21 protein-coding genes are annotated in these 21766 nt (G+C 70.4%); 15 read left to right on the top strand and 6 right to left on the bottom strand.

Features of this window, described 5'->3' with window-relative positions; genetic code table 11:
• Positions 1 to 99: 99 nt before the first annotated feature.
• The 12 genes from rimM (at position 100) to FS770_RS01015 (ending at position 11220) form a co-directional block, all read left to right on the top strand.
• On the top strand, positions 100 to 663 hold the full coding sequence (gene rimM / locus FS770_RS01070) for a ribosome maturation factor RimM (RefSeq protein WP_144942536.1): 564 nt from the start codon (positions 100 to 102) through the stop codon (positions 661 to 663).
• Between the two features lie 3 nt (positions 664 to 666).
• Positions 667 to 1506 carry a tRNA (guanosine(37)-N1)-methyltransferase TrmD gene (trmD, locus tag FS770_RS01065; protein WP_244944672.1) on the top strand — a complete coding sequence of 280 codons (840 nt, stop codon included), beginning with the start codon at positions 667 to 669 and terminating at the stop codon, positions 1504 to 1506.
• A gap of 177 nt (positions 1507 to 1683) precedes the next feature.
• Positions 1684 to 2037, top strand: coding sequence for a 50S ribosomal protein L19 (gene rplS, locus FS770_RS01060; RefSeq protein ID WP_055083644.1), 354 nt, complete (start codon positions 1684 to 1686; stop codon positions 2035 to 2037).
• 11 nt (positions 2038 to 2048) lie between these two features.
• The gene (gene lepB / locus FS770_RS01055; RefSeq protein WP_145009336.1) at positions 2049 to 2738 is read left to right on the top strand and encodes a signal peptidase I; all 690 of its coding nucleotides are present in this window, start codon (positions 2049 to 2051) and stop codon (positions 2736 to 2738) included.
• Between the two features lie 132 nt (positions 2739 to 2870).
• Positions 2871 to 3695, top strand: coding sequence for a signal peptidase I (lepB, locus tag FS770_RS01050; protein ID WP_186366660.1), 825 nt, complete (start codon positions 2871 to 2873; stop codon positions 3693 to 3695).
• Positions 3692 to 4423, top strand: coding sequence for a ribonuclease HII (locus tag FS770_RS01045; protein WP_145009330.1), 732 nt, complete (start codon positions 3692 to 3694; stop codon positions 4421 to 4423). The genes lepB (FS770_RS01050) and FS770_RS01045 overlap by 4 nt, the downstream gene beginning before the upstream one ends.
• Before the next feature lie 70 nt (positions 4424 to 4493).
• Positions 4494 to 4982: a YraN family protein gene (locus tag FS770_RS01040; RefSeq protein ID WP_144942540.1), complete on the top strand. Its 489-nt coding sequence runs from the start codon at positions 4494 to 4496 to the stop codon at positions 4980 to 4982.
• 186 nt (positions 4983 to 5168) lie between these two features.
• On the top strand, positions 5169 to 6335 hold the full coding sequence (locus tag FS770_RS14180) for a hypothetical protein (RefSeq protein WP_145009327.1): 1167 nt from the start codon (positions 5169 to 5171) through the stop codon (positions 6333 to 6335).
• Between the two features lie 225 nt (positions 6336 to 6560).
• On the top strand, positions 6561 to 8117 hold the full coding sequence (locus FS770_RS01030) for a YifB family Mg chelatase-like AAA ATPase (protein WP_144942542.1): 1557 nt from the start codon (positions 6561 to 6563) through the stop codon (positions 8115 to 8117).
• A complete protein-coding gene (dprA, locus tag FS770_RS01025; protein ID WP_145009324.1) occupies positions 8114 to 9358 on the top strand; it encodes a DNA-processing protein DprA in 1245 nt (414 codons plus the stop codon). Before FS770_RS01030 ends, dprA begins: the two co-directional genes overlap by 4 nt.
• Positions 9359 to 9599: 241 nt before the next feature.
• Positions 9600 to 10514: a tyrosine recombinase XerC gene (locus FS770_RS01020; RefSeq protein ID WP_186366659.1), complete on the top strand. Its 915-nt coding sequence runs from the start codon at positions 9600 to 9602 to the stop codon at positions 10512 to 10514.
• A 202-nt stretch (positions 10515 to 10716) separates the two neighbouring features.
• Positions 10717 to 11220 (top strand): DUF3145 domain-containing protein, encoded by a 504-nt coding sequence (locus FS770_RS01015; RefSeq protein WP_144942544.1) that lies wholly within the window; start codon positions 10717 to 10719, stop codon positions 11218 to 11220.
• Positions 11221 to 11544: 324 nt separating this feature from the next.
• On the opposite strand, the gene FS770_RS01010 is transcribed toward FS770_RS01015, so the two are convergent.
• From FS770_RS01010 to aceE, 6 genes are all read right to left on the bottom strand, one after another.
• Positions 11545 to 12807, bottom strand: coding sequence for a beta-ketoacyl-[acyl-carrier-protein] synthase family protein (locus FS770_RS01010; protein WP_145009321.1), 1263 nt, complete (start codon positions 12805 to 12807; stop codon positions 11545 to 11547).
• Positions 12808 to 12930: 123 nt separating this feature from the next.
• Positions 12931 to 13176 carry an acyl carrier protein gene (locus tag FS770_RS01005; protein WP_055082136.1) on the bottom strand — a complete coding sequence of 82 codons (246 nt, stop codon included), beginning with the start codon at positions 13174 to 13176 and terminating at the stop codon, positions 12931 to 12933.
• 148 nt (positions 13177 to 13324) lie between these two features.
• Positions 13325 to 14392: a beta-ketoacyl-ACP synthase III gene (locus FS770_RS01000; RefSeq protein WP_144942546.1), complete on the bottom strand. Its 1068-nt coding sequence runs from the start codon at positions 14390 to 14392 to the stop codon at positions 13325 to 13327.
• Positions 14393 to 14454: 62 nt separating this feature from the next.
• A complete protein-coding gene (locus FS770_RS00995; protein ID WP_186366658.1) occupies positions 14455 to 15366 on the bottom strand; it encodes an ACP S-malonyltransferase in 912 nt (303 codons plus the stop codon).
• 91 nt (positions 15367 to 15457) lie between these two features.
• Positions 15458 to 16693, bottom strand: coding sequence for a PucR family transcriptional regulator (locus FS770_RS00990; RefSeq protein WP_145009315.1), 1236 nt, complete (start codon positions 16691 to 16693; stop codon positions 15458 to 15460).
• A gap of 120 nt (positions 16694 to 16813) precedes the next feature.
• Entirely contained in the window at positions 16814 to 19552 is a 2739-nt protein-coding gene (gene aceE / locus FS770_RS00985) for a pyruvate dehydrogenase (acetyl-transferring), homodimeric type (RefSeq protein WP_144942549.1), read from the bottom strand.
• A gap of 366 nt (positions 19553 to 19918) precedes the next feature.
• Here aceE and FS770_RS00980 point away from each other — a divergent pair, with 366 nt between their 5' ends.
• Genes FS770_RS00980 through FS770_RS00970 form a run of 3 tightly spaced genes read left to right on the top strand, consistent with a single transcriptional unit; the run spans position 19919 to position 21746 of the window.
• Positions 19919 to 20335 carry a DUF3052 domain-containing protein gene (locus tag FS770_RS00980; protein WP_144942550.1) on the top strand — a complete coding sequence of 139 codons (417 nt, stop codon included), beginning with the start codon at positions 19919 to 19921 and terminating at the stop codon, positions 20333 to 20335.
• A gap of 44 nt (positions 20336 to 20379) precedes the next feature.
• Positions 20380 to 20841, top strand: coding sequence for a redoxin domain-containing protein (locus FS770_RS00975; protein WP_144942551.1), 462 nt, complete (start codon positions 20380 to 20382; stop codon positions 20839 to 20841).
• Complete coding sequence (locus FS770_RS00970; RefSeq protein ID WP_144942552.1) at positions 20841 to 21746, top strand: Sir2 family NAD-dependent protein deacetylase; 906 nt, start codon at positions 20841 to 20843, stop codon at positions 21744 to 21746. The genes FS770_RS00975 and FS770_RS00970 overlap by 1 nt, the downstream gene beginning before the upstream one ends.
• The last annotated feature ends 20 nt before the right edge of the window (positions 21747 to 21766 follow it).

Below are 21766 nucleotides of genomic sequence, written 5' to 3'. Positions count from 1 at the left end.
CCCGGGCGGCGACGCCCCGGGAGGCGGCCGCCGGGCGGAGAGGTGCCCCGGGCGGCGCGAACGAGCACGAGAGACCACGAGATCCCACGAGGAGTTGCAATGAGCGTTCGGGTGGCCCGGATCGGCAAGCCGCACGGAGTGCGCGGCGAGGTCACGGTGGAGCTGTTCACCGACGACCCGCAGTCGCGCTTCACCCCGGGGTCGGTGCTGCGCGTTGCGGCGGGGAGACGTCCCCGCGGCGTGCAGGAGCCCCGGGAGCCGCTGCGCTTGGACGAGGTGACAGTGGCGGGTTCGCGCTGGAACAAGAGCGTGCTCGTGGCGAAGTTCGAGGAGATCTCGGACCGCAACGCCGCGGAGGCCGCACGGGGGCTCGAGCTCTTCGCGGAGGTCGCGGACCTCGATCTCGACGACGACGAGTGGCACCAGGACGACCTGCTGGGCCTCACCGTGGTGGACACCACCCGGGGGGATGCCACCATCGGCACGGTGAAGGCGCTGATCCAGGGCACGGTCCAGGACCTGCTCGAGGTGAGCCGCGCGGGGGGCGGTCAGCCCGTGCTGATCCCCTTCGTGGAGGAGATCGTCCCCGAGGTGGACCTGGATCGCGGGGTGGTCCTCGTGACCCCGCCCCCGGGTCTGCTCGAGCTGGGGGAGTCGGAGTAGAGCGTGCGCATCGACGTCCTGAGCATCTTCCCTGAGTACTTCGAACCGCTGCGGCTCTCGCTGATCGGCAAGGCCGTGACGGACGGGCTGCTTCAGCTGACCGTCACGGACCCGCGGGCGTTCGCGACCGACAGGCACCGCACCGTGGACGACACCCCCTACGGCGGGGGAGCGGGCATGGTCATGAAGCCGGAGCCGTGGGCGCAGGCCCTCGAGTCCGTGCTGGGCGCGCAGGACGACGCCGCGGCGTCGCGCCCCGTGCTCGTGGTCCCCTCGCCGGCGGGCGAGGTCTTCACCCAGGAGATCGCCTACGAGCTCGCCGCGGAGAAGCACCTGGTGTTCGCATGCGGTCGCTACGAGGGCATCGACGAGCGGTTCCTGGACTGGGCCAGCGGCGAGGTGCGGGTGCGTCCTCTGAGCCTGGGCGACTACGTGCTCAACGGGGGCGAGGTCGCGGTGCTCGCCATGACCGAGGCCGTGACACGCCTGATCCCCGGTGTGATCGGCAACCCCGAGTCCCTCGCGGAGGAGTCCCACACCGGCGGGCTGCTGGAGTACCCCGTCTACACGAAGCCTGCCACGTGGCGGGAGCGGGAGGTTCCCGAGACGCTGCTGTCCGGGCACCACGGCCGGATCGCGCGGTGGCGCCGGGACCAGCAACTGGCCCGGACCGCGCGGCGTCGTCCCGACATGGTGCTCGCGCTGGACCCGGCCACGCTGGACCGCGCGGACCTCGCGGTGCTCGCCGAGCACGGCTTCCACCCGGAGACCGGGGGCGAGGGTCTGGGCTGGCGCCGTGAGGTGACCCACGAGGCGCCCTGCAGCGGCCCCGATGTGGCATAATGGCACGCTGTGTGTGCGTCGGGCACGCCCCTGCCGCAGGGGGGAGAGCGACCAACGACGCATCGCGCGGACCGGGCATTCCATGATCCGGTCCGGATCTCAGCAGCGCGACCACCCCTCGGGGGCAGAGCGCAGACCACACGTGGGAGACCTGCGGCGATCACGAGGAGTCATGTCATGAACATTCTTGACCAGCTTGATGCCAAGTCGCTGCGCGACGACGTCCCCGACTTCCGTCCGGGCGACACCCTGAACGTTCACGTGAACATCGTGGAGGGCAACCGCTCCCGTGTCCAGGTGTTCAAGGGCTTCGTCCTGGGCCGCCAGGGCTCGGGCGTGCGCGAGACCTTCACGGTCCGCAAGGTCAGCTTCGGCGTGGGCGTGGAGCGCACCTTCCCGGTGCACTCCCCGATCATCGACAAGATCGAGCTCGTGAGCCGCGGCGACGTCCGCCGCGCGAAGCTGTACTACATGCGCGACCGTCACGGCAAGGCTGCTCGCATCCGCGAGAAGCGCGAGCCGAGCAAGTAGGACTCAACCGGGTGCCACAGCACACGGAACACGCGGAGGGCCCGGCAGCTGCCGGGTCCTCCGCCGTGAACAGGCCTGTTTCCACGCGTCGCTGGTGGCTGCGCGTGGTGGCCGTCGCCCTGCTCACGGCCCTCGTGCTGACCGCCGTGCTGCGGGGCTTCGTCGTGGACGTCTACTGGGTGGGTTCCGGGTCCATGGAGCCCACGCTGGAGGGCGGGGACCGGGTGCTCGTGGACAAGCTCGTCTCGGGGGACTCCGTGCAGCGCGGGGACCTGGTGGTCTTCGACGGTCGAGGCTCGCTGGAGCCCCTCCACTCCTCGGACCCGTGGTACGTCCAGGCGGCCCACACCACCGGGCGTTGGCTCGGCCTCACCGGCTCGGACACCGCCTACGTCAAGCGGGTCTTGGCCACAGCGGGCGACACCGTGGCGTGCTGCAGCGCGAACGGGCTGCTCACGGTCAACGGCCAGGAGCAGCACGAGGACTACATCTATCCTGGGGACGCACCCTCCGATATCACCTTCAGCGTGCAGGTTCCCGAGGGGCGGGTCTGGCTCATGGGCGACCACCGCCGCGTGTCCGTGGACTCGCGCTCCCTGCTGGGAGCCCCGGGCGGGGGCCTGATCCGCACGGAGCGGATCGTGGGCACCGCCGAACGCGTGGTGTGGCCCCTGGACCGCGCCCGTTCCCTGAACGGGTGAGGAACCCGGCCGACGGCGACGACGCCGCGGGGCCCGCGGGCGTGGCTCGCGTTCAGGATTGCCTCCGGGCACCAGGGCGGGCCGCTACCGTGGCCCGCAGCAGCAGGTCCGACCACAGAGAAGGAACGCGCAGTGGCTGAGCAGCAAGAACCGGACGTTCCGGGCACCTCCCGTCCCCGCGAGGACCTCGGGGGGCAGACCCCCGCTGGGGCGGCCGAGTCCTCCGCCGACGCCGCGGCCTCGGGCGGGGCGCGCGGCGGCAGGGCACGGCGTCGTCGTCGTGGCTCCGAGAAGCCGACCACCGGGTGGGGCGCGGTGCGCGAGATCCTGATCGTGGTGGTGCTGGCGCTCGTGATCGCGTTCGTGGCCAAGACGTTCCTGATCCGCGGCTTCTTCATCCCCTCCGGGTCCATGGAGCAGACGCTCGAGCTGGACGACCGGATCTTCGTCAACGTGCTGGACGCGCGGATGGGGGAGATCGAGCGCGGGGACGTCGTGGTCTTCGACGACACGCAGGGCTGGCTCCCGGCCAGTGCCAGGACGGGGACGAACCCCGTGCGTGGTGCCCTGGAGTTCGTGGGGCTGCTGCCCGACAGCAGCCAGCAGGCCCTCGTGAAGCGTGTGATCGGTGTGGGCGGTGACCACGTGACGTGCTGCGACGCCTCGGGGAAGATCACCGTCAACGGCAAGGCCCTCGACGAGCCCTACCTCTACCCGGGGGTGCAACCCTCCGAGATCCCCTTCGACGTCACGGTTCCGGACGGCGAGTTCTTCGTGCTGGGCGACCACCGCAACGCCTCCGCGGACTCCCGGTACCACATCGAGACCGGGACCGAGTTCATCAAGCGCGAGGACGTGGTGGGCACCGCGTTCGTGATCGCGTGGCCGCTGGACCGCTTCCAGTTCCTGCACAACCCCGAGGGGTCGTTCCAGGACATTCCCGCGGCCGACAAGTGAGTCCCGCGAAGGCGGCGGCTCCGACCCTCGACGTCGAGCGCCAACTTGCACTCGCGGGTGCCCGCTACGTGGCGGGCATGGACGAGGTGGGGCGCGGCGCCCTGGCGGGGCCCGCGAGCGTGGGCGTCGTGGTCGTGGACGCTGCCCGCTGGCTGGGCCCGGAGGGCGACGTCGCACCGTCCGGTGGGCTGTCGACGGCGCCGTCCGCGGGGGCTCCCTGGGAGGGCGTGCGCGACTCCAAGGCGCTCAGCGCCGCCCGGCGCGCCGCTGTCGCACCGGCCATCCCCTCGTGGGCCGCAGCCCGTGGCGTGGGGCACGCAGAGCCCAGCGAGATCGACGCAGTGGGCATCAACGCCGCCCTGCGGCTCGCGGGGCTGCGCGCTCTTGCCGCGGTGCACGAGTACGGGGTGCCCGTGGACGCGTTGATCCTCGACGGGTCGTACAACTGGCTCGACGTCCCGCCTGTTCTCGGCCAGGACGAGGACCCCGTGGTGCTGCCGCCCGTGGTGCGCACCCTGGTCAAGGCCGATGCGCAGTGCGTGAGCGTCGCGGCCGCCTCGATCGTCGCCAAGGTGGAGCGCGACGACCTGATGGCCGCGCTCGACACCGACTACCCGGCGTACGGCTGGGCAGGCAACAAGGGGTACGGAAGTGTGGGACACCGGGAGGCGCTGGCCCGGTACGGAAGCACTCCGCACCACCGGGTGAGCTGGAACCTGGGCATCTGAGGCAGCGCCCTCGCTCCACACCTGCGCCCCGTGCGTGACCTCGCCTGGGCGTACGGTTCACAGTGGGCGCATGAACACCTTTGCCCCGCACTCCGAAGCACCTCTGATCGAGCCTCCCACTGATCCGCCCACGGATCCCCCCGGCGGTCCGCGCACCGATCCCGCGGAGGGCCCACGTCCTCCCGCGGCCCCGCACCTCGGCGTGGGGCGTGCCGGCGAGGACCTCATCGCCGGTCTGCTCCAGCGCTCGGGGTGGCAGGTGCTGCACCGCAACTGGCGGCCCGTCCGGGCACCGGGCGCACCCCGCGGGGAACTGGACATCGTGGCGGAGCGGCACGGCCGAGTCACGGTCTTCGAGGTCAAGACACGCTCCGGCGGGGACTTCGGCCACCCTGCCGAGGCGGTGGGTGCCGACAAGCTCCGCAGACTGCACGTCCTCGCGCGGGCGTGGGCCCGCGAGAACGCCGCCGCCGTGCCGTCAGTGGACGTCGTGGCGGTGCACTGGCCACGCGGCTGCTCACCCCGGGTGGAGCACGTGGGATCGATCGGGTGGCTCTGACCGGCGCCCTCCTCGGGGTGGCCCGGGCTCGCTGAGGGGGGGTGATTCCCGCTCATCTCGGCAACTCCGACGGATTCCGGCGAGGGGACCATGGCGGAGCACATCACATTCGCCACGGGCGTCTCGTAGGATGGGAGCCTGCATGCGCGTGCCGTTCAGCGGCCGGGGGTGTGATTGGAGGGCCGGATGAAGACAGCGGGGTGGCTTCCACATGTGCTCTCCGCCACGGTGCTGACCGCCGCCGTCTCCCTGTGCGTCGTCGGCTGCGGGGAGGAGCGGAGCGACTCACCGGACACGAGGGCCTCCGCCTCTGCTTCGGCAGACGGCAGCCTGCACCCGGGCACCTTCCGGGCGAATCTCCCCGGCGGTGCGAGCGTGAGGATCACGTTGCCCGCTCCGGATGTCCCAGACCAGAGGATCGACAGGCTGCGCCAGGACGCCAAGGTCGCTCGTGCCACATACGCCACGGTGGAGATCGACAACGAACACGGTGCCTCGCCGGTGTCCGTGAGCCGTCTCGTACTCCGGGCGAAGGACGGCGCCTCCTACCAGCTCGAGCACGTCTCCCGCGCAACGGAGAAGTGGATGCCTCGGGTCCGCGACGAGGAATACCACGCCCGCGACGGGTCGACCCTGCCCCAGGAGACGGCCGAGAAGCTCAGGATGCGTCTGCGGGATGCCGCAGCATCCGCCACGAAGGACATCCCCGTGGGGGAACGGGGCTCCAACCTTCTGGTGGGCGACATCTCCGCGGTCCCGGACAGCTTCGTCAGTCTTGAGCTCATCCCCCAGATCGGTGACCGGGAGGTCACACCGGTGAAAGCCCACCCCGATGGCGGGGAAGGGTCCTCCGACGCACCGGGCACCAGCGGTTCGTCCCGGGTCGACGGCGCCGACGAGGCCGAGGACGCCCCCGCCCCGGACTCCACGGAGCTCCCCGTGGATCCGGGGGCGGCAGAGGACCCCAAGGACCCGGTGCCGTCCTCCCAACCGTCCGCGGCCAACCCGCCCGTGGACCCGGTCGACCCCAACCCCGTCGATCCGGGCCCGGTCGACCCCAACCCCGTCGATCCGGGCCCCGTCGACCCCAACCCCGTCGATCCGGACCCCGAACTCTCGCAGCCCACGGTGCCGGATCCCCCGAACCCGGGTGCGCTCGACCCTCAGACGCCAGCCCCTGTCGACACGGATGCGGCGGTCACCGATCCCGTGGCGACAGCGCCTGAGCAGCCCGAGCCGGTGCCGACAGGCACCCAGATCGCCTCCGGGGCCCTGCGTCCTGCCGATCCGTCGGGCGCGACGGGAGAATTCGCTGCCTCCAGCCCACAGGGTCGCGTGGTGGACGTTGGATAATCCTCCTGTAGAAGTCGGCTGAGCCGCTGGGTGAGGCGGACAGTGCGCGGCCGTCCAGCGTTCCGGCGACCTGCCCGCCGCGCGAATCCCCGGTCCCCACCCCGCGGCGTGCGCACTGCACATCTCTCACGCGCTCCGGCCCTCTGGCGGGCCCTCGGGCACGGTGGACGCATGACTACTTCAGGGGTGATTGCGCGGGGCCCGGCCGGCAGCGGTGGTGGGGACGTGAGTGGGTTTGCACGCAGCCGCAGCGTGGCCCTCGTGGGGCTGGATGGCCACGTGGTGGAGGTGGAGGCGGACATCGGCCAGTCCCTCCCGGCCTTCACGATCATCGGGCTGCCGGACCAGGCGGTGAACGAGTCGAAGGAGCGCATCCGTTCCGCGGCACGACATGCCGGGGTGCCACTGGCCCCTCGCAAGATCACGGTAAACCTCTCACCCGCCACGTTGCCCAAGCGTGGTTCGCACTTCGACGTGGCCGTCGTCATGGCCGTGCTCAGCGCGCAGAGGGTGATCCGCGTACCCCCTGACACCGTGTTCTACGCGGAGCTGGGCCTGGACGGGTCCCTGCGGCCCGTGCGCGGCGTGCTTCCCTCGGTCCTGGCCGCCGTGCGGGCCGGAATCACCCGTGTGGTGGTCGCGGAGGAAAACAGGGCCGAGGCGGAGCTGGTGTCGGGCGCCTCCGTGAGTTCCGCGCGTCACCTCGCGGAGCTGCTGGTGGAGCACGGGGCCGATCCCGCGCTGCTCCAGCGCCTGAGTGTGTCATCTGTCACCCGCGCGGGACGGGGTCCCACCCCGGGGAGCGGGGCCGGGGAGGAGCCGGTCCGTGACCTGCGGGACGTCGTCGGGCAGGTCGAAGGGCGTCAGGCCCTGGAGATTGCGGCGGCGGGCGGGCACCACCTCCTGATGGTCGGCCCGCCGGGTGCGGGCAAGACGATGCTCGCCGAGCGGCTGCCGGGCATCCTGCCGGACCTCGAGGACGAGGACTCTCTGGAGGTCACGTCGGTCCACTCCCTGCGCGGCGACGACGGGTGCTCGGCCCTCGTGCGGCGTCCGCCGTTCCAGGCACCGCACCACAGCATCACGCTCCCGGCCCTGTGCGGAGGTGGCAGCGGCATGCCCCGTCCCGGGGCCATCTCCCTGGCCCACCGCGGGGTGCTGTTCCTGGACGAGGCACCCGAGTTCGACCGGCGGGTCCTCGACGCGCTGCGGCAGCCCCTCGAGTTGGGAAGCGTGACGATTGCCCGGGCGCAGTCCGTGGCGCACTATCCCGCCAGGTTCCAGCTCGTGCTGGCCGCCAACCCCTGTGCGTGCGGCAACGCCGGCGGAACCGGTCAGACCTGTACGTGCAGCGCGGTGCAACGACGGCACTACTTTGGCAAGCTCTCCGGGCCGCTGCTGGACCGGGTGGACCTGCAGCTGCGGGTGCCGGCCGTCACGTACCGGGAACTCAGCTCCACCGGGGACACAAGGCCCGAGGACAGCGCGACCGTCGCCGCACGCGTTCTCGCGGCCCGCAGGGCCCAGGTGGAACGTCTCGCGGCCGTGGGCTGTCGGCTCAACAGCACCGTTCCCGGTTCGCTGCTGCACCGGCGGCTGTCCCCGGGGACGCGTGCCGTCCAGCCCCTGCGTGCCGCCATGGAGCGCAGGACACTCACTGCCCGGGGATTCGTGAAGGTCCTCCGGGTGGCGTGGACGCTCGCGGACCTGGCCGGGAGCACCGTCCCCACCCCGGAGCACGTGCAGCTGGCTCTTTATTTCAAGACGACGGTGACGGCATGAGCGCTGATTCCTCCTCCGTCCGGGCCTGCCGCGTGCGCCTGGCGCGGGTGATCGAGCCTAGCGACGTCGCGGGTCTGCTCCTGTTGGAAGCCCTGGGTCCCGAGGTGCTGTGGCGCAGCATCAGCGAGCTGCAGACACCCAGCGCGGCGCTCGTGTCCGTGTACCGGAAGGCCGCGCAGGAGGCGTTGCCCGGTGCGGGGACTCCCGATCTCGCCCACCGGTTCGCGGCGTGGCGTGCGCGGCTGCCCGTGCCCGATCCCGCGACGGACGCGCGCCACGCGGAGCAGATCGACGCGTGGACCGTGATCCCAGAGGATGCCGACTGGCCGGCCCAGCTCGCATTCCTGGGGATTCAGCAGCCGATCGTGCTGTGGGGCAGGGGCGAGCGCACGGCCCTCAACCGTCTGGAGCGCAGCGTGGCCGTGGTCGGATCGCGCAATGCCAGCGCCTACGGCTCCGCAGTGACGCGCATGATCACCGGCGAGCTGTGCGAGGCGGGCTGGTGCGTGGTCTCCGGCGGTGCCTACGGGATCGACGCCGTCGCCCACCAGACCGCCCTCGAGACCGGGGCGGAGCACGCAACCACCGTGGCCGTGCTGGCCTGCGGGGTGGACAGGGTCTACCCCGTGGCGAACGCCGAACTTCTGGGTCGGATCTGCCACCGCGGCGCGGTCCTGAGCGAGGTCCCCCTGGGGTGCGCTCCCACTCGGTACCGGTTCCTGCAACGCAACAGGATCATCGCTGCCCTCACCCGCGCCACGGTCGTCACCGAGGCTGCGTGGCGTTCCGGTGCCCTGAACACCGCTCGGCACGCGGCAGGTCTTTCCCGGGAGGTAGCCGCCGTGCCGGGGGACGTGCTCGTCGGGGGATCCGCGGGATGCCACCGGCTCGTGCGGGAGGACCACGCGGTGCTCGTGAGCACCGGCGGAGAGGTGCTCGAACTCCTGGGTTCCCTCGGCAATGTGGCAGCTGAGGAGGTCCGCAGCCAGAGGGCGGGCCGGGACCAGAGGCCTGAGGACCGACTGGATCCCGTGCAGCTTCGGGTCTTCGATGCCCTGCCCCTGCACACGGATGCGGACCCCTCCCAGCTGTGTCGTGTCTCCGGACTCGGGCCGGGGGAGGTGCTCACGAGTCTTGCGCAGCTGCGGGAGCTTGGGCTGGCCACGGACTCGCTGCTCGGCTGGCGACGGGTAGGCTCACCGCATGGACGATTGGGCACACGACGCAGCGGTGGCTCGTGAGCAGCGCGCGTCGTCATCTCGAGCCGCTGACCGGGCAGGGGAGAACGCTGGGCAGCGGCGCGGGCGGGAAGCCCCACCGCAGCGTCGTGGCGCGGAAGGCTCGACCGGGCTTGTCCCGGAGGTGAGCCGATCTTCGGAGGTGTGTCGAGGTGATGGGGAGCGCCGAGCTGAGGAGGAGCGCCGATCCGTAACCCCGGGGGAGTCCGCTTCGCCGCAGGGTGACAGCCCTGCGCCGGGACCGTTGGAGGCGTACCTGCCGCAGTTCCGGGCACACCTCGCGCTGGAGCGCTCCCGCAGCGAGCACACCGTGCGCTCGTACACGAGCGATGTTATGGACCTCTCGAACTGGATGCGGGACACCGGGATCGACGCCATGGACCTCCTGGACCGCGACGCGCTCCGGGGCTGGCTCGCGCAGCGTCACCAGCGGGGGCTCGCGCGCAGCTCCGTCTCCCGGGGGATCGCCGCCGTGCACACCTTCTTCCGCTGGGCTGTGGACACCCAGGGGTTGCGGCACGACCCCGCGTCCGGACTGCGCGGTCCGCGACCGGCACGGCACCTCCCTGACGTGGTCGGAGCCGCGGCACTGGCCACCATGCTGGACGACCTTGCGGATGCAGCCCTCGGGGAGCACGACGACGAGCAGGCCGCCGCGTGCGCCGCCCGCGACTGGGCTCTGCTCGAGCTGCTGTACGCAACCGGGGCCCGCATCAGCGAACTCGTGGGCCTGGACAGCTCGCACGTGGACGCCGTGAACCACGTGCTCACGGTCACCGGCAAGGGCGACAAGCAGCGCAGGATCCCCTACGGAGACGCCGCGGGGGAGGCACTGGCCCTGTGGTTCCACCGGCGCCGCACCCTTGCGCGACCCGCGGCCGGCAACGCCGTGTTCGTGGGGGCCCGCGGCGCCCGGATCGACCCCCGGGTGGCGCGGCGCGTCGTGGGCGAGGCCCTGCGCGGCGTCCCGGACACGAGTGCCCGCGGGCCGCACAGCCTGCGCCACAGTGCGGCGACACATCTGCTGGACGGAGGAGCGGATCTCCGAACGGTGCAGGAGCTCCTCGGACACTCCACGGTGGCGACCACGCAGATCTACACGCACGTCTCCGTGGAACGGCTGAAGAGTGCTTACTCACAGGCGCACCCGCGGGCTTGACTTCTGCCCTCCCCGCAGACTCCGGGTTGACCGTCGATGGGCCCTGCTGGACAATGAGAGCGACCGGCGGCTCGCGCGGCCTCGAATCCGCACAGCTCCACCCGGTTGACTCCGAAAACTGAACATGGGCGCCGGGTGACACGGCTGGGGCCTCCGTGCAGGACGTTGGGGAAGACGTACCTACACAACGGAGGAACAGGCTATGTCTTCACCCACCACGCGGGGTGTGCTCTACGTGCACTCCGCACCGCAGGCGCTGTGCCCCCACATCCAGTGGGCCCTGGAAGCCGTTTCGCGTGGCCGAACGGATCTACAGTGGACCCCGCAGAACGCCGAACCCGGGTGCGTGCGGGCCGAACTGGAGTGGTCTGGCCGCGCAGGGACGGGCGCCCTTCTCGCCTCTGCCCTGCGCACGCTCGGACGCCTCCGCTTTGAGGTGACGGAGAACCCGAGCCAGGGCAGTGACGGCTCCCGGTGGTCCTTCACCCCGGACCTCGGCATCTTCCACGCCACCACGGACGCCGCCGGGAACATCTGCGTGAGTGAGGACCGCATCCGCTACGCCTTCGAGGCGGCTGGGGGGGACCCCTCCGCCGTCGTCTCCGAACTTTCCCTCGCGCTGGGGGAGGCCTGGGACGAGGAGCTCGAGCCCTTCCGTCACGCCGCAGAGGGAGCTCCGGTGCGCTGGCTGCACCGCGTGGGCTGAGACCGAGACCTTCCAACGTTCTCTGTGAGCCGCCCGGCGCGGCCGTCCAAGCTTTCCTGTCCCCGTTCCGTTGCGGGGGCTTGCGTCATTGCCCGCACTGCGACGACCGTGCCTGGATGACTGCTCGTCGTGAGCTGTGCAGAACAAACCCTGCGTGGAGATCGCTGCGCCGAGAACAGCGTGTGGCGAACCGAGTGTCGAGAAGCGGGACCTGCCACGGACGTGAGAGAACCCCGGTCACCTTCCGTAAAAGGTGACCGGGGTTCTCCGCACTCGGGGAGTCAGGGCCTCTAGAGCCTCCAGGGCGTCAGCGTGTCCAGCACCTCAGAGCGAGCGGAACGCCGCCACGGAGTTGTGGCCGCCGAAGCCGAACGAGTTGGAGATCGCGACCATGTCCCCTGGGCGGAGTTCACGGGCAGTTGTCACCACGTCGAGGTCGATCTTCGGGTCCTGGTTGTCCAGGTTGATGGTGCACGGTGCCATGCGCTCGGTGAGAGCGAGCACGGTCAGCACACCCTCCACGGCCCCGGAGCCGCCCAGGAGGTGACCGGTCATGGACTTGGTGGCCGAGACAGCCATGTCGTCCACGGCAGATCCGAAGGCCGCCCGCAGCGCGCCCGCCTCGGGCACGTCCCCTACCGGGGTGGAGGTGGCGTGGGCGTTGACGTGCTTGATGTCCGCCGGGTCGATGTCCCCGGAGACCATGGCCTCGCGCAGGGCGCGTGCGGGGCCGCCCTCGTCGCCGGTGGCCGGCGCCGTGATGTGGTGGGCATCCGCGCTGAGACCGGCACCCGCGAGCTCGGCGTAGATGCGGGCTCCGCGGCCGCGGGCGTGCTCCTCGGACTCGAGCACGATGGCACCGGCGCCCTCACCCATCACGAAGCCGTCGCGGTCGATGTCGAAGGGACGCGAGGCGTGCTCGGGGTCGTCGTTGCGGCGGGACAGAGCCTGCATGGAGTTGAACGCGGCGATGGTCATGGGGTGGATCGCACTCTCGGCGCCGCCCACGATCACCACGTCCGCCTTGCCGGAGCGGATCAGGTTCAGGCCCTGGAAGAAGGCTTCGGTGCCGGAGGCGCACGCGGACACGGGAGTGATGGCGCACGCGCGGGCCTTGAACTCCATGCTCACGGAGGAGGCGTTGCCGTTGGGCATGAGCATGGGGACCGTCATGGGCTTGACGCGGCGGGGGCCCTTCTCGACGAGGGTGTCCCACGCGTCCAGCAGCGTCCACACGCCACCGATGCCGGTGCCGAAGGCCACGCCCACACGGGTGGGGTCCAGCTCGTCGCTCGTGTCGGCGTCCGCACCGGAGAACCCGGCGTCGGTCCAAGCCTCGCGCGCGGCCGCCACGGACAGCTGACCCGAGGGATCCAGGCGCTTGGCCTGCACACGGGAGACGACGTCCTCCGAGGGTTTCGGGGACGTGGCACCGATGCGCACGGGCAGGTCGTACTTCTCCACCCAGTCCTGGGTCAGGGCATGGACGCCCGAGACGCCCTTGAGAGCGTTCTTCCAGGTCTCCTGGACGTTCTCACCGATCGGCGTGATGGCGCCGAGACCGGTGACCACTACTTTGCGGGACATGTTTGCACTTCCTCGTGTCCGAAATCGCAGGTGTTCCAGGGGCGGGGATGACCAACCGCCTGGTAGGACGGAGGTGGCGTGCCCCTCGTGCTGACAAGGGGCACGCCACCGCGCGCCGTGGGCTCAGCCCTGGGCGTTGTCGATGAAGTTGACGGCGTCCTCGACGGTCTTCAGGTTCTTGACCTCTTCGTCGGGGATGGTCACGTCGAACTTCTCCTCGGCGTTGACCACGATGGTCATCATCGAGATGGAGTCGATGTCCAGGTCCTCGGTGAAGGACTTCTCGAGCTGCACGGCCTCGGTCTCGAGTCCGGTCTCCTCGTTCACGATCTCGGCCAGGCCGGCCAGGATTTCGTCTTTGCTCGCCATATCGGCTTCCTTTCCTAGAGGTCGCAGTGCGCAACCGTACTGAGTCACACGGGGGTTCGGAAGAACCTCCGGGCGGGGCGTCCGATCACTCGGAACGCTGCAGGACAAGAGGTGTGCGGTCTAACCCTACGACACGCACGGGGGAGGATCAGGGCAGAAGAACCACTTGCGCTCCGTACACGAGACCGGCCCCGAAACCGATCTGCAGCGAGGGCTTGCCCGAGAGTTCGGGGTGTTCCGCGAGCAGGCGGTGGGTGGCCAGCGGGATGGACGCGGCGGAGGTGTTGCCCGCCTCCGCGATGTCCCGGGCCACGACGACGGACTCGGGAAGCTTCAGCACCTTGACCATCTGGTCGATGATGCGCATGTTGGCCTGGTGGGGCACGAAAGCCGCGAGGTCCTCGGGCTCCAGACCGGAGGCCTCCAGCGCCTCCTTGGCCACACGGGCACCCTCCCACGAGGCCCAGCGGAAGACGGTCTGCCCGTCCTGGCGCAGGGTGGGCCACAGGGTGGCGTCCTCGGGCATCTCCCCGGTCTCCGGGTCCACGAGGTCCTTGGAGAAGGTGCGCTGCCCGCCCTGCTCCACGGCGCGGATATCGGTGAGGGGGTGCGTCATGCGGATGGCATCCCACTTGGAGCCGTCCGAGCCCCACACGGAGGGGCTGATCCCGGGAACGTCGGACGGGCCGATGACCACGGCGCCGGCGCCGTCGCCCAGCAGGAAGGAGATGGAGCGCTCGGTGTTGTCGATGACGTCGGAGAGCTTCTCCACGCCGATGACCAGCACGTGGTCCGAGTCCCCGGAGCGCACGAGGGCGTCCGCCTGGGCCACGCCGTAGCAGTAGCCTGCGCACGCGGCGGAGATGTCGTACGCGGCGGCGGGAGTGGCGTCCAGGCGGTCCGCGAGCAGGGCGGCGCACGACGGCGTGAGGTACGGGAAGGTCACCGAGGAGACGATGACCGCGTCCAGCTGCTCGCCGGTGACCCCGGCGGCGGCCATGGCCTCACGGGCGGCGTGCTCCGCCATGTCGATCACGGACACGTCCGCCGGTGCGCGGTGGCGGGTGTGGACGCCGGTGCGCTTGACGATCCATTCGTCCGAGGAGTCGATCCACTGGCAGACGTCTTCGTTCGTGACGATCTCGGAGGGGCGGTAGGCGCCGATACCCAGGATCCGGGTGTGGGCGTTCGGGGTGTTCTGTTTCAAGGTCGCCACGGAAGGTCGACTCCTAACAAGGTGCGGTTCTCGGCGAGTGGGGTGTGCGGTGGGCACACGTCTCAGGTCAGGGTACTCCGCACCGTTTCGAGATCCTCCGGTGTGTTCACCGCGGTGGCTGGCACGCCCTTGAGACCGCGCTTCGCGAGTCCCACGAGGGTCCCAGCGGGGGGCAGCTCCACGATCTGCGAGACCTCCAGCTCGGCCATCGTCTCCATGCAGGCGTCCCAGCGCACCGGGCGGCACACTTGCTCCACGAGAGACTCGAGCACGGCGGTTCCGCCGGTGACGGCAGCGCCGTCGAAGTTGCTGAGCAGCGTGACGCGGGGATCCTGGGGGTTCAGCTGCGGCGCAAGCTCACGCAGGGGTGCGAGGGCGGGCGCCATGTGCATGGTGTGGAAGGCGCCCGCAACCTTCAGCTTCACGACCTTGGCGCGGGTGGGCGGGTTCTCGGCCAGCGCGGTGAGCTGCTCCTCGGTACCGGCCGCGACCACCTGCCCGCCCCCGTTCGCGTTCGCGACGGTGACCCCCGCCGCGGCCAAGGCGGCGGCGACATCGTCCGGTTTGCCGCCCAGCACTGCGGCCATCCCCGTGGGAGTGTCGGCGGCCGCTCGGGCCATCTCCGCGGCGCGCACGCGCACGAAACGCATTGCGTCCGCCTCGGTGAGCACCCCTGCGAGTGCCGCGGCAGTGATCTCGCCGACCGAGTGTCCGGCGATCACGACGTCGTCCCGGGCCTCGAGCTGCGGGGCGAGCAGGCGCCCCGCCACGAGGCCGGCGGCCACGATCAGCGGCTGGGCGACGGCGGTGTCCTTGATCGTCTCTTCGTCCGCCTCCGTGCCGTAGTGCGCGAGGTCCAGCCCGGCAGCGTCCGAGAGCTGCGCGAGATGCTCCTGGACGCCGGGGACCGTCAACCACTCGGTGAGGAAACCTGGCTTCTGGGACCCCTGTCCGGGGCAGACAACTGCAATCACCAGTTCATTCCACCAAGTCACGCGGCACATGACGCCCATGCGGTGTCACCAAGCCGGGGGGCAAGATTTGTGGAGGTCCTACAACTGCGTGTCACCCGCCCGGATTCAGGCGCCCCGCGAGCACCGCACAGTGCAGCACGAAGGCGTCCCGGGGCAGCAGGGGGTCCCAGCCGGTGATGTCGCTGACGCGGCGCAGCCGGTAGCGCACCGTGTTGGCGTGCACGAACAGCTCGCGCGCGGTGGCCTCGAGCGAGTGCCCCACGCTGAGGTAGGTGGTCAGGGTGTCCACGAGACCGGTGGAGGAGGCGGAGAGCGGTTGCCAGACCGCCTCCACCATGGAGCGCAGCGCGAGCGGGTCCCCGTTGATGGCGCGCTCGGGCCACAGGTCCTCGGAGGCCGTGGGCCGCGGTGCCTGGGGCCACGCCGACGCCGCCCGCAGCCCCGCCTGGGCGCGGTCGGCGGACTGCTTGGCGTCGAACACGGAGCCGACCGTCGGACCGTGGACCACAGGGCCGTCCCCGAACACGGCCGCGAGCCGGGCGAGGGACTGGGTCTGGTCACGCAACCCTCCCAGCACCAGCACGAGGCGGTCCGTCTGGATGGCTACAAGGCACTCTGCGGCGTGGCGTCCCGCGGCGCGGCGGATGCGCTCCACACCCACCGGTCCAGTGGTGGCCGGCGCGCGGCCCACCATCACCGTGACGTCCCCCGCGTCCGTCCAGCCGAGCGCGGAGACGCGGGAACGCATGGAATCCGAGTGGTCCCCCCGCATGATCCCGTCCACCACCAGGGACTCGAGCCGGGCGTCCCACGAACCCCGGTTCTCGGCGGCCCGGGCGTAGACGTCCGCGGCGGCGAACGCGACCTCCCGCGAGAAGCGCAGCACGGCCTCGCGCAGCGCCACCTCGTCGTTGTGCTGCGCGAGCTCCGGAACCTTCTCCTCCACCACGTCCACGACGATCCGCAGCACCTGCAGCGCGTTCTGCAGTGTGATGGAGCGGGTCAGGTCCGTGGGCGCCTGCTTGAAGATCTCGGTCAGCACCCACACGGGCTCCTGCGGGTTCTCGTACCAGCGCACGAAGGACGCGATGCCCCGCTGCGCGAGCAGCCCGAGCTCGGAGCGCTCGTCCGGGCGCAGCTGCGAGAACCAGGGGAGAGAGTTGTCCAGGCGCTGCACCGCGACCGTGGATACCTGCCCGAGGTTTGCCTTCAGGTTCTCGAGGGTCCTCGGGTGGGGCGTGCCCTGCTGGCGGCTGCGCAGCGGCCAGGTCACCCGGCGGCTGGAGCGTGACTTGCGGGAGGCTGGCCCGGAGGCGTCGGTGGGCATGAGTCGAGGGTAGTCGATGCGCGCACGCGCGCTCCGCCCCCACGGGTCCGGGGACGACGCCGCCCCCGCACCGTGGAAGGCGCGGGGGCGGCGTCGTCGTGGCCCAGGATCACGAGGGGATCAGGCGTCGCCCCCGGCGTTGCCCGACTTCCCCGCGGCGGGGTTGGCGAGGTCGTAGCGCGTGATGGCCTCGGCCGGAGCAGACCAGTCGATCTCGCCGCGCTTGGCCAGCATCTCGAGCGTGCGCACCACCATGGAGTGCGCGTCGATCGTGAAGAACCGGCGGGCACCGGCGCGCGTGTCCGCGAAGCCGAAGCCGTCCGCGCCCAGCGTGGCCCAGTCGTTGGGCACGTACTGGCGCACGAAGTCCGGCAGCTCCGACGCGTAGTCCGTGGTCGCGACGACCGGGCCGGTGGCACCGGCGAGCGCCTGCGTGATGTACGGCGTGGCCGCACCGCTCTCCGGGTGCATGAACGCGGCGTGCTCGCACGCCATGGCCTCCCGGCGCAGGTTCGTCCACGAGGTCACGGACCACACGTCTGCGGAGACGCCCCACTCCTCGGCCAGGATCTTCTGGGCCTCCAGCGCCCACGGCACGCCCACGCCCGAGGCCAGCAGCTGGGCCCGGGGGCCCTCGGTCTCGGCCGGCTTGAGGAGGTAGATGCCGTTGACGATCCCGTCCACGTCCACGTTCTCCGGCTCCGCCGGCTGGTGGATGGGCTCGTTGTACACCGTGAGGTAGTACATGACGTTGTGGTCCTCGTCCTTGGACCCGTACATGTGCTCGATGCCGCGCTTGACGATGTGCGCGATCTCGTACCCGTAGGCCGGGTCGTAGTGGATCACCGCGGGGTTGGTCGAGGCGATGATCGGGGAGTGGCCGTCCGCGTGCTGCAGGCCCTCACCGGTCAGCGTGGTGCGCCCCGCCGTGGCTCCAATGATGAACCCGCGGGCCAGCTGGTCCCCGGCGGCCCAGAACTCGTCACCGGTGCGCTGGAAGCCGAACATCGAGTAGAAGATGTAGACCGGGATCATGGTCTCGCCGTGGGTCGCGTAGGACGTGCCCGCCGCGGTGAACGCGGAGGTCGCACCGGCCTCGTTGATGCCCGGGTGCAGGATCACGCCCTGCGCGGACTCCTTGTAGGCCAGCATGAGCTCGCGGTCCACGGACAGGTAGTTCTGACCGTTCGGGTTGTAGATCTTGGACGTGGGGAAGAACGCGTCCATGCCGAACGTGCGGGCCTCGTCCGGGACGATCGGCACGATGCGGTGGCCGAAGTCCTTCTCCCGCATGAGGTCCTTGAGGATGCGCACGAACGCCATGGTGGTGGCGGCCAGCTGCTTGCCGGAGCCCTTCTTCCCGGACGCGAACGCCTTGTCCGAGGGCAGGGTGATCTCCGGCTGCTGGTGCGGGCGGTCCGGGAGGTAGCCGCCGAGCTCCTTGCGGCGCTCCTGCAGGTACTTGATCTCCGGCGAGTCCTGGCCCGGGTGGTAGTACGGGGCGTTGTAGATGTCCGCCTCGAGCTGCTCGTCCGTGATCGGGATGCGCAGGTGGTCGCGGAAGGTCTTCAGGTCCTCCAGCGTCAGCTTCTTCATCTGGTGGGTGGAGTTGCGCGCCTCGAAGTGGGGGCCCAGGCCGTAGCCCTTGACGCCCTGGGCGAGGATCACGGTGGGCTGGCCCTTGTGCTCGAGCGCCGCCTTGTACGCCGCGTACACCTTGCGGTAGTCGTGCGCACCGCGCTTGAGGTTCCAGATCTCCTCGTCCGTGTAGTCCGCCACGAGCTCCTTGGTGGCCGCGGAGCGGGCGAAGAAGTGGTCGCGGACGAAGCCGCCGGACTCCGCCTTGAACGTCTGGTAGTCGCCGTCCAGCGTCTCGTTCATGATGCGCACGAGCTCACCGGTGTGGTCCGCCTCGAGCAGGGCGTCCCACTCGCGGCCCCACACGACCTTGATGACGTTCCAACCGGCGCCGCGGAAGAACGCCTCCAGCTCCTGGATGATCTTGCCGTTGCCGCGCACCGGCCCGTCCAGGCGCTGCAGGTTGCAGTTGATCACGAAGGTCAGGTTGTCCAGCTTGTCGTTGGCGGCCAGCTGCAGCACGCCGCGCGACTCCGGCTCGTCCATCTCGCCGTCGCCCAGGAACGCCCAGACGTGCTGGTCCGAGGTGTCCTTGATGCCCCGGTTGTGCAGATACCGGTTGAACTGCGCCTGGTAGATCGCGTTCATGGGACCGATGCCCATGGACACCGTGGGGAACTGCCAGAAGTCCGGCAGGCAGCGCGGGTGCGGGTAGGAGGGCAGGCCGTTCGGGGCCATGGTCTTCTCCTGGCGGAACCCGTCCAGCTGGTCCTCGGTGAGGCGACCCTCGAGGTAGGCGCGGGCGTAGTTGCCGGGGGAGGAGTGGCCCTGGAAGAAGACCTGGTCCCCTCCGCCCGGGTGCTCCGGGCCGCGGAAGAAGTGGTTCAGGCCCACTTCGTAGAGGGTGGCGACGCCCGCGTAGGAGGAGATGTGCCCGCCCACGCCCACGCCGGGACGCTGCGCGCGGTGCACCATGACGGCCGCGTTCCAGCGCAGGAACGCGCGGTAGCGGCGCTCGATCTCCTCGTCACCGGGAAACTCTGGCTCCTGGTCCACGGGGATCGTGTTCACGTAGTCCGAGGTGGTCACCATCGGCACACCCACGGAGTGCGTTCCCGCGTGCTGGAGGAGGGCGCGCATCACGTACTGTGCGCGCTCGGTGCCCTGGGCCTTAATCAGGGCGTCGAAGGACTCGATCCACTCCTGGGTCTCCTGCGCGTCCGCGTCCTGGAGATTGTTCGTCAACCCACTCAAAATGTGGTGATTGCTGTCAGAAGACACGTGAACCTCTCTGTCGTCAGCTCCGCGCTGCGGGATCCCCGGTGTCGGAGCGGTGTGCCGTGCGACGGAAGGGGCCTGCACAGACCGGTCCCGTCATCCATCCATCGTGTCACAGGCTACGTGCTCAGCCCTTGCGACAACACGGTTCCGCCCGTCACACCGCCCGGAGGATACGCCGTCACACGGGGCGTGTCTCACCCCGCCCGGCGCCCGTGGGCTTGAACGTGCACCGGATCCGGTGTTGTCTTTGTTACGCACCGTTGGCACTCCCGTCACGGTGACGACGGTTCCGCACCACCGTTCCGCGGTGCTGTGGAACCCCCGGATCACAGCGCACGGAGATCGCGGCGCAGAAGGAGAGACACGGTGAGCGAGGCGAAAGCCCCCGAAGAGAGCATTGCGGAGCAGCTGAACCTGAAGGACGGCGACTACGTCCAGGAGTTCGGCTACGACGACGACGTCGATGCGCGGCTGCGGGAGCAGATCGAGGAAGCCATCGGCGCGGAGCTCTTCGACGAGGACGCGCAGGAGGTCGTGGACGCCGTCGTGCTGTGGTGGCGTGACGGGGACGGCGACCTCGTGGACGAGCTCGTGGACGTGCAGACCACGCTCGACGACGGCGGTGTGGTCTGGCTGCTGACGCCCAAGGCCGGGCGCGACGACCACGTCTCTCCCGCGGACATCCAGGAGGCGGCGTCCACCGCAGGGCTGCACGTCACGAGTACCGCGCGCGTCTCCTCCGACTGGTCGGTCTCCCGACTGGCACCCAAGCGCAACTTCTGAACCGCGCCGGGCAGATCCCAGATCCCACCGCAAGAAAGGCTCCCATGAGCGTCATCGGTTCCACCGCACCCGATTTCACCCTGGTTAACCGCCACGGCGAGCCCCGCAGCCTTTCCCAGTACCGGGGACGGCCGGTGGTGCTGGTGTTCTTCCCGTTCGCGTTCTCCCCGGTGTGCACGCAGGAGCTGTGCCACCTGCAGGACCACACGGACATGTTCGAGGAGTTCGACGCCACGCTGCTGTGCCTGTCCACGGACAGCCACTTTGCGCTGGACGCCTTCGCGCGCCAGGAGTCCTACGACTTCGAGCTGCTCTCCGACTTCTGGCCGCACGGCGAGGTCGCCTCCGCCTACGGCGTCATGGACGCGGAGGAGGGTTGCGCTCGGCGCCACACGGTGGTGGTCGACGCCGCCGGGACGGTCGTGGACGTCAGCGCGGCGGACATCACCGAGCCGCGCGCCTGGGAGGACCTGCGGCGGGTCCTCGAGTCGCTGCAGCGTTCCTGATGCCCCTCCGGGTGCTGCGTGCCGGATACGGCTCTCCCTCGCGGCAGGACCAGTTCCCGGACCCGCACGCGCTGGACGCCCGTGCCGGTCTGCCCCGGGCGATCGAGCTGCTCGACGGGCGGCGGATCGCCGTGCTCACGGGAGCCGGGGTCAGCACGCCGTCGGGCATTCCCGACTACCGCGGTCCGGACGCCACGCCGCGCACGCCCATGACGTACCAGGAGTTCATGTCCAGCGTGTCCAACCGGCGTCACTACTGGGCCCGCAACCAGTACGGCTGGCACTTCGTCGCCGACGCCGAGCCCACCGCCGCGCACACGGCCATCGCCCGCCTCGAGGCCGCCGGACACGTGGATGGGGTGATCACCCAGAACATCGACCGGCTGCACCAGAAGGCCGGGACCGTGGACGTGGTGGACCTGCACGGCACCTACGCGTGGGTGCTGTGCACCGCGTGCGGTTCACGGTTCCCCCGCGAGCAGGTCTCGCGCTACCTGGACGAGCTGAACCCGGGCTTCTACGACGGCATGGCCTCCGCGCAGGACATCGAGTACGCACCGGACGCGGACGCCACCGTGGAGGACACGGCGGGCTTCCGGGTCTGGGACTGCCCCGTGTGCCAGGGGGTGCTGAAACCGGACGTGGTCTTCTTCGGCGAGAACGCCCCGGCCGAGAAGGTGGCGCGCAGCCGGCGGATCGTGCAGCGCGCGGACGTGCTGCTGGTGGCCGGCTCCTCGCTGACGGTCAACTCCGGACGACGGTTCGTGCGCCAGGCCGCGCGGTCGCAGACGCCCGTGGTGATCGTCAACCACGGGGTGACCGGCGGAGACGCCTTGGCCACCGTGAAGGTGGACGCGCCGGTGGACCGCTTCCTCACGGAACTGGCCCGGAACCTGGGGGCTTGATCCCGTCAGGATCAGCGCAT

It is taken from the genome of Kocuria salsicia (assembly GCF_007681555.1).
Taxonomy (GTDB): Bacteria; Actinomycetota; Actinomycetes; order Actinomycetales; family Micrococcaceae; genus Kocuria; species Kocuria salsicia.
This window is presented reverse-complemented; position numbering and strand designations above follow the sequence as displayed.

Coding starts and splice junctions, on each gene's coding strand:
- FS770_RS01015 (WP_144942544.1), top strand. CDS start 10,717: ATGTCTTCACCCACCACGCGGGGTGTGCTCTACGTGCACTCCGCACCG.
- FS770_RS01005 (WP_055082136.1), bottom strand. CDS start 13,176: ATGGCGAGCAAAGACGAAATCCTGGCCGGCCTGGCCGAGATCGTGAAC.
- dprA (WP_145009324.1), top strand. CDS start 8,114: ATGAGCGCTGATTCCTCCTCCGTCCGGGCCTGCCGCGTGCGCCTGGCG.
- FS770_RS00970 (WP_144942552.1), top strand. CDS start 20,841: ATGCCCCTCCGGGTGCTGCGTGCCGGATACGGCTCTCCCTCGCGGCAG.
- FS770_RS01010 (WP_145009321.1), bottom strand. CDS start 12,807: ATGTCCCGCAAAGTAGTGGTCACCGGTCTCGGCGCCATCACGCCGATC.
- FS770_RS01040 (WP_144942540.1), top strand. CDS start 4,494: ATGAACACCTTTGCCCCGCACTCCGAAGCACCTCTGATCGAGCCTCCC.
- FS770_RS14180 (WP_145009327.1), top strand. CDS start 5,169: ATGAAGACAGCGGGGTGGCTTCCACATGTGCTCTCCGCCACGGTGCTG.
- rimM (WP_144942536.1), top strand. CDS start 100: ATGAGCGTTCGGGTGGCCCGGATCGGCAAGCCGCACGGAGTGCGCGGC.
- rplS (WP_055083644.1), top strand. CDS start 1,684: ATGAACATTCTTGACCAGCTTGATGCCAAGTCGCTGCGCGACGACGTC.
- FS770_RS00990 (WP_145009315.1), bottom strand. CDS start 16,693: ATGCCCACCGACGCCTCCGGGCCAGCCTCCCGCAAGTCACGCTCCAGC.
- FS770_RS00975 (WP_144942551.1), top strand. CDS start 20,380: ATGAGCGTCATCGGTTCCACCGCACCCGATTTCACCCTGGTTAACCGC.